At 73.1% G+C, this 6079-nt stretch carries 6 protein-coding genes; 2 read left to right on the plus strand and 4 right to left on the minus strand.

What is annotated here, in order from left to right; genetic code table 11:
* The coding region (locus ACFE67_RS10430; protein WP_375406810.1) for an amidohydrolase family protein at positions 1–1084 on the plus strand (1084 nt) is incomplete at its 5' end.
* Between the two features lie 94 nt (positions 1085–1178).
* On the opposite strand, the gene ACFE67_RS10435 is transcribed toward ACFE67_RS10430, so the two are convergent.
* Positions 1179–1958: a glycosyltransferase family A protein gene (locus ACFE67_RS10435; RefSeq protein WP_375406811.1), complete on the minus strand. Its 780-nt coding sequence runs from the start codon at positions 1956–1958 to the stop codon at positions 1179–1181.
* A gap of 60 nt (positions 1959–2018) precedes the next feature.
* Between ACFE67_RS10435 and ACFE67_RS10440 the strand changes: the two genes are divergently transcribed.
* Positions 2019–2942: an NYN domain-containing protein gene (locus ACFE67_RS10440; protein WP_375406821.1), complete on the plus strand. Its 924-nt coding sequence runs from the start codon at positions 2019–2021 to the stop codon at positions 2940–2942.
* 63 nt (positions 2943–3005) lie between these two features.
* On the opposite strand, the gene ACFE67_RS10445 is transcribed toward ACFE67_RS10440, so the two are convergent.
* The 3 genes from ACFE67_RS10445 to ACFE67_RS10455 form a co-directional block, all read right to left on the minus strand.
* Positions 3006–3686 carry an RraA family protein gene (locus tag ACFE67_RS10445; RefSeq protein ID WP_375406812.1) on the minus strand — a complete coding sequence of 227 codons (681 nt, stop codon included), beginning with the start codon at positions 3684–3686 and terminating at the stop codon, positions 3006–3008.
* A gap of 127 nt (positions 3687–3813) precedes the next feature.
* A complete protein-coding gene (locus tag ACFE67_RS10450) occupies positions 3814–4632 on the minus strand; it encodes a nuclease-related domain-containing protein (RefSeq protein ID WP_375406813.1) in 819 nt (272 codons plus the stop codon).
* A 181-nt stretch (positions 4633–4813) separates the two neighbouring features.
* Positions 4814–6058 carry an arginine deiminase gene (locus ACFE67_RS10455; protein ID WP_375406822.1) on the minus strand — a complete coding sequence of 415 codons (1245 nt, stop codon included), beginning with the start codon at positions 6056–6058 and terminating at the stop codon, positions 4814–4816.
* Between the last annotated feature and the right edge of the window lie 21 nt (positions 6059–6079).

Below are 6079 nucleotides of genomic sequence, written 5' to 3' on the forward strand. Positions count from 1 at the left end.
CCATGCGTCGCCGGAGGACTACTACTGGAGCTCCCTCCACGGCTCGCTCGACTTCGTCGCGAACGGCACCACGACCGCGTTCGACTTCACCGACCCGCGCATCCCGTGGGAACCCATGGTCGACGGGGTCAAGAGCGGCGCCGGCGCGCTCCGGCCGATCGAACAGCAGCTCGCGCAGATCGACGCGAAGCTCGACAGCGGGATCCGGTTCATCAACGCCGCCAGCCTCGACGACGCGATCGGCACGGACGACGAGATCCTCGACCGGTTCGGGCTGATGGTCGAGCACTGCCGCACGCTCGATCCCGACCGCTGCCTCGGCGCGGCGATCATGGGCGCCGTCCAGTGGTCGCCGCGGCCGAACGCCGCGGAGCTGGAGGTCGCCGCGATGCGCCGCTACGGCGTGCTCAACGAGGCCCACTTCCTCGAGACGCGGGAGGAGGTGGAGCTGCAGCGCGCGAAGTTCGCCCTCTACCGCGACGCCGGAGCCCTCGAGCTCGGCCTGATCTTCGGGCACTTCATCCAGACGACGCCGGAGATCATCGCGCAGGCCGCCGCGGGCGGCGCACGGATGTCGTGGCAGCCCGCCTCCAACGGCCGGCTCGCCTCCGGCACCGCCGACATCGTCCGGATCCGGGAGGCGGGGATGCCGATCGGGTTGGGGCTCGACGACCAGGCGTGCACCGACGTGTCCGACCCGTGGCAGAACATGCGGATGGGCATCTACTCCGTGCGGGCGGCCACCGGCGACCCGCTGTCGGTGCTGCCGGAGGAGGTGCTGCGGATGGCGACCCTCGGCTCGGCCGAGGTGCTCGGGATCGCGGATCGGGTCGGCAGTCTGGAGGTCGGCAAGTTCGCGGACTTCGTGGTCGTCGACCCGCGCCGGCCTGACGTGGGGCCGCTGTGGCACCCGATCCGCACCTACGTGCTGTCCACCTCCCTCCGGAACCTCCAGCGCGTCTACATCGGCGGCGAGCTGGTCGCGGAGGACGGGGTCTCGACCAACCCGCTTGCCCCGCGCGCGGTGGAGGAGGTGCACCGCCGCCTGCCCGCGGTCGCGGCAGAGTGGGGGTACCCGGCCTGACGCACTTTTCGCGGATCAGGCCGGATTCGCGACTCGCCGCACGTCGCGCTGACCCGAACGGCGTGTCGCTGAAACCAGCCTGATCCGCGAAATGTCAGGGGTGGAGGCGCTTTGGGACCAGGCGGCCGAGCGGGCCGATGCCGAAACCCGCGCCGACCAGGCGACCCGCTCGCGTCTCGCGGAGGCGGTCGGCGTTCATCCGCAACGTGTGACCCGTCCGCCCCAGCGCCGCGGTCAGGCGCGGGATGGAGGAGATCGCCTGGGTGGACACGGCGACCGCCAGCCGCGGCTCGAACCGCACCCGCCGGGTGCGCCCGAGGCGCATCGAGAGGTCCAGATCGTCGTGCACCCGGGAATCGGTGCGGTGCACCTCCGCCCGCACCTCCTCCCAGACCGCCCGCCGCATCGCGAAGTTCGCGCCGTAGAGCGGGATCTGGCCGAGCGCGAGCCCGAAGAAGCCGAAGTAGGCGCCGTGGTAGCCGGCCGAGGCGACGATCCTGCGCGCCGGGCTCAGATCGGCGAACACCCCGCGGCCGGTGACGGCGTCGAGCGCCGGGTCGACCGCGAAGGCGCCACGGATCTCCCGGAGCCAGTTCATCGGCGGCATCGCGTCCGCACCGAGCCGGGCGATCAGGTCGCCGGTGGCCAGGTCGTAGCCGCGCGCTGCGGCGGCGGCGATGCCGGGCATCTCCTCCGGGATCACGATCGCCCCGGCCGCGCGGGCGACCAGAGCGGTCTCCCGGCTCGAGCCGTTGTCGATCACGAGGACCTCGTGCGGCGGGACATCCTGGCGCGACAGCGCCTCGAGGCACAGGCCGAGGTAGGGCGCGTCATCGCGCACCGGAACGACCACGGAGATCCGAGGCGAGGTCACGTGACCCATTCAACCGCGCGCGACAGGAGAATGGGGGACAAGAACCCCTTGGAGGATCCCATCCCCGTCTCATCCGATGGCCGCGTCGCGGTCTACATCGACTTCGACAACATCGTCATCTCCCGCTACGACGAGGTGCACGGTCGCGGCGACTTCCAGCGAGACCGCCAGCGTGCGGCCGCTGGTTCCCTGACGGAGGCCGAGTTCGCGCAGCGGCTCGAGTCCGCGACCGTCGACCTCGGCGCCGCGATCGACTTCGCCTCCAGCTTCGGCACCCTCGTGCTGACGCGGGCGTACGCGGACTGGTCCGCGCCCGTCAACGCCCGGTACCGCGGCCAGCTCGTCGGTCGTGCGGTGGACCTGGTGCAGCTGTTCCCGGCCGCCGCGTACGGCAAGAACGGTGCCGACATCCGGCTCGCCGTCGACGCCGTGGAGGACATGTTCCGCCTCCCGGACCTGACCCACGTCGTGATCGTGGCCGGCGACTCCGACTACATCGCGCTCGCCCAGCGCTGCAAGCGGCTCGGCCGCTACGTGATCGCGGTCGGCGTGGCGGGCTCGACGAGCCGGGCGCTCGCCGCCGCGTGCGACGAGCTGGTCACCTACGACGCGCTGCCGGGCGCGAAGCAGGTCGAGCCCGCGCCCCAGTCCGAGCCGAGGCAGCGCAAGCAGCAGCGCAGGGCGAAGTCGCCGGAGCCCGAGCAGGCCGTCGTCGAGGAGGAGCAGGAGGAGGACGAGGAGGACCCGCAGGCCGGCGCGAGCGCGCTGCTGCAGCGGGCGCTGCAGCTCGGCCACGACCGCGGCGGCGACGACGCCGACTGGCTGCACAACTCGCAGGTCAAGGAGCAGATGAAGCGCCTCGACCCGTCGTTCAGCGAGCGGCGGCTCGGCTACCGGTCGTTCTCCGACTTCCTCCGTTCCCGCAGCGAGCTCGTGGACCTCGACGAGAGCAGCACCGCCCGCCTCGTCCGCCTCTCCGGCTGACCACGATCCGTTTTGAAGGAGTTTCCGCGCCTGCGGCAGGAAACCTCCTTCACAACGGAATCGTCAGACCTCGATCTCGCCGCCGACGGCGCGGAGGTGCTGGCGGAACGTCCAGGTCGGGTCCTGCGCCCGTCGGGCGAGGTAGTCCGCGAACCGGACCTGCTCGCGGAGCGAGGTGCCCGCCGTGATGCGGTCCGCCTGGGCGCGCTCGGTGTCGCGGATGCCGCGCGCCGCCGTGAGCACCGCTGCCGCGTCGGCCGCGGGGACGAGCACCACGCCGTCGTCGTCGCCGACCACCAGATCCCCCGCTGCGACCGGCCACTCCCCCACCCGCACGACGTCGTGCGCGTCGTGGTCGTGCTGCGGGAGCGGCCCCGTCGGCAGTGCGCCGAGGCTGAGCAGCGGCAGCCCGATCCGCAGCAGGTCGGCCGTGTCGCGGTGCAGCCCCCACACGACGACGCCGACGAGTCCGGCCGTCGCCGCCTCCAGGACCAGGAGGTCGCCGAGGCACGCTTCGTCGAGCCGGCCGGCGTTGTCGACGACGAGCACATCCCCCGGTTCCGCCGCCTCGATCGCCTCCAGCAGCCGGTCGACGCTGCCGAGGTGCAGCGCCGGCGCCGCCGGGCCGGCGAACGCGGCTCCCGCGACGAGCGGCAGGAGCCCCGCCGGCCCGCAGCGGACCGGCACCCCGACTCGGAGGCAGCCGTCCGTCACGTGCGCCGTCGTCAGGCCGTCGAGATCCACCGCCGCACGCTACTGCGCAGGCGCGCGGCGAGCGGTTCATCCGGCCGGAACGACCGCACGGCCCTGACGACCTCCCTGCTGCTGCCGCTCGTCACAAGGGTGCTGCGGCCGTGGCTGCGGGGCCTCGTCAGGAGCCGAGGAGGACCAGCAGACCGGGCAGCACGATCGCGGCGGACCCGGCGGCGGTGACGCCGAGGAGCCCGAGCGCCCAGGCGGATCGGACCCTCGCGGCCCGCGTGACCTCGTCGGTCAGCCGGGAGAAGGCGAGCAGGAGCTCGGGTCCCGCTTCGACGGTCGGCTGCCAGGTGGCCGGGGCCTCGAACGCCGTGGTCAGCGCGCGGACCTGGTCGGGCGTCAGACACGCCGGCTGGGCCCGGAGGAAGCGGCGCAGGTGCTCGGCGCGGAGCACCGTGACGAACCGCGGTGCCCGGCGGACGGTGATCCGCTTCGCGCCGACGATCGCGACGACGGGCCGGACGGCAGGAGGATCGGGGAGCACCCGCGCGACGATCCGGTCGACGCGGCGCGCCTCCGCCTCCGCCTTCTGCACGATGGGTCGGCTCGAGCCGGCGACCAGGACGGTGCGCCCGGCGACCCAGACCGACGCGTCGACGTGGTGCTTCGTGTTCACGGTGAAGACGCCGCCGGGACCGACGATCAGGTGGTCGATGTCGGCGCCGTTGCGGCCGACGGGCAGCGAGTGCAGCACGGTCCAACCGGCCGGCAGGGTGCTGAGCCGGGCTGCGACGAAGCGCTCGCCGGTCGCGCCGGTGAACCAGGCGCGCGCGTCGGGCTCCACCGGGTCGCGACCGACGAGGCGCTCGACGCGCGAGCGGGGACGGCCGGCGGCCTGCCGCAGCAGCACCTGTTCGAGCAGGGCCTGCGCGGGCACGCGGTCGCGCATGCTCGCGGGAGTCGGCACCGTGGGTGCGGTGGTCTGGGTCATCCTCCGACCGTAGGCAGGGCCCAGGAGCGGAGGCAGACCCAGAGGGGGCGCCCCGCGCGCGGGTGCAACCCTCCCGGGGGTGGCGACGCGAGCGGAGCACGACAGCAGGACCCAGCGACGACAGCAGGATCCAGGGCGCTGCACAGACCTGCTGATGGTGCTCGGTCCTGCTGTCGTGCTCTCAGTAGTCGACCGCGTCGCGGAGGAGGGGGCAGGTCATGCAGTGGCCGCCGCCTCGGCCGCGGCCGAGTTCCGCGCCGCGGATCGTGAGCACCTCGATGCCGGCCGCGGTGAGGAGGTCGTTGGTGTGCGTGTTGCGGTCGTAGGCGAACACGACGCCGGGTCGCACCGCGACGACGTTGTTCGCGCTGTCCCACTGCTGCCGCTCGGCGGCGAAGTCGTCCCCGCCGGTGTTGACGACGCGCAGGCGATCGAGGCGCAGCGCCTTCCGCACGACCTCGAGGAACGGGTCCTGCTCGGGGACGACCCGCACCCCGCCTCCATCGGCCGGCACGAGGCTGAACGGCGTGATCCCGTCGACGATCGCGCGGTAGACGGTCACGACGTCTTCGGCCGCGAAGGTCAGCACGGTGTCGAGGTGCATCGCCGCGCGCAGCTTCGGCATGCCGGCGACGATCACGCGCTCCGCGTGCCCCGCGGCGAAGAGCGCTGCGGCGAGCTGCCCGAGGGCCTGCCGGCTCGTGCGCTCCGACATCCCGATGAGGACCACTCCCCCGCCCAACGGCATCACGTCGCCGCCCTCGATGGTCGCCGCGCCCCACGACCGCTCCGGGTCGCCCCAGAGCAGCTGCTGCTCGACCGGCGCGAAGTCCGGATGGAACCGGTAGACGGCCTTCATCAGCAGCGTCTCGTCGCGCCGCGCGCCGAAGTACAGCGGGTTCAGCGTGTATCCGCCGCCGATCCAGCAGGTCGTGTCCCGGGTGTAGAGCATGTTCGGCAGCGGCGGCATCAGGTAGTCGCTCGGCCGCCGGTCGGGGCCGGTGGGATGGAGGTAGGCGGGCCGGTCGGCGCCCGGCAGGTCCTCGACCGCCATGCCGCCGATCAGCAGCTCGGCGAGGCGCTCGTCGGCCAGCGTCTCGAGGTGCGCACGGGTGGGATCCACGAACACCGGGCCGACCTCGTTCGCGGTCACCTTGCGGTCCAGCAGCCAGTCGCGCGCCCCGGGAGCCGCGAGGGTCCGGGCGAGCACCTCGTGCAGCTCGAGCACCTCCACGTCCTCGGCGGTGAGCGCGGACACGAAGGCGCGGTGGTCGCGCTGCGCCTCCTCCACCCAGAGCACGTCGTCGAAGAGCAGGTCGTCGCGGTTGCCGGGCGTCAGCCGCTCGTGCGCGAGACCCGGCGCGCACACCAGGACGCGCCGCAGGCGGCCGACCTCGGACCAGGCACCGAACGGGATGGCGACCATCGCCCCACTCTGGCAGAGGCG

The organism is uncultured Amnibacterium sp., from assembly GCF_964244015.1.
Lineage (GTDB): Bacteria > Actinomycetota > Actinomycetes > Actinomycetales > Microbacteriaceae > Amnibacterium.

Excerpts from the sequence above, each read along its gene's own strand:
- ACFE67_RS10450 (WP_375406813.1), bottom strand. The coding sequence starts at position 4,632 with ATGACCCAGACCACCGCACCCACGGTGCCGACTCCCGCGAGCATGCGC.
- ACFE67_RS10455 (WP_375406822.1), bottom strand. The coding sequence starts at position 6,058 with ATGGTCGCCATCCCGTTCGGTGCCTGGTCCGAGGTCGGCCGCCTGCGG.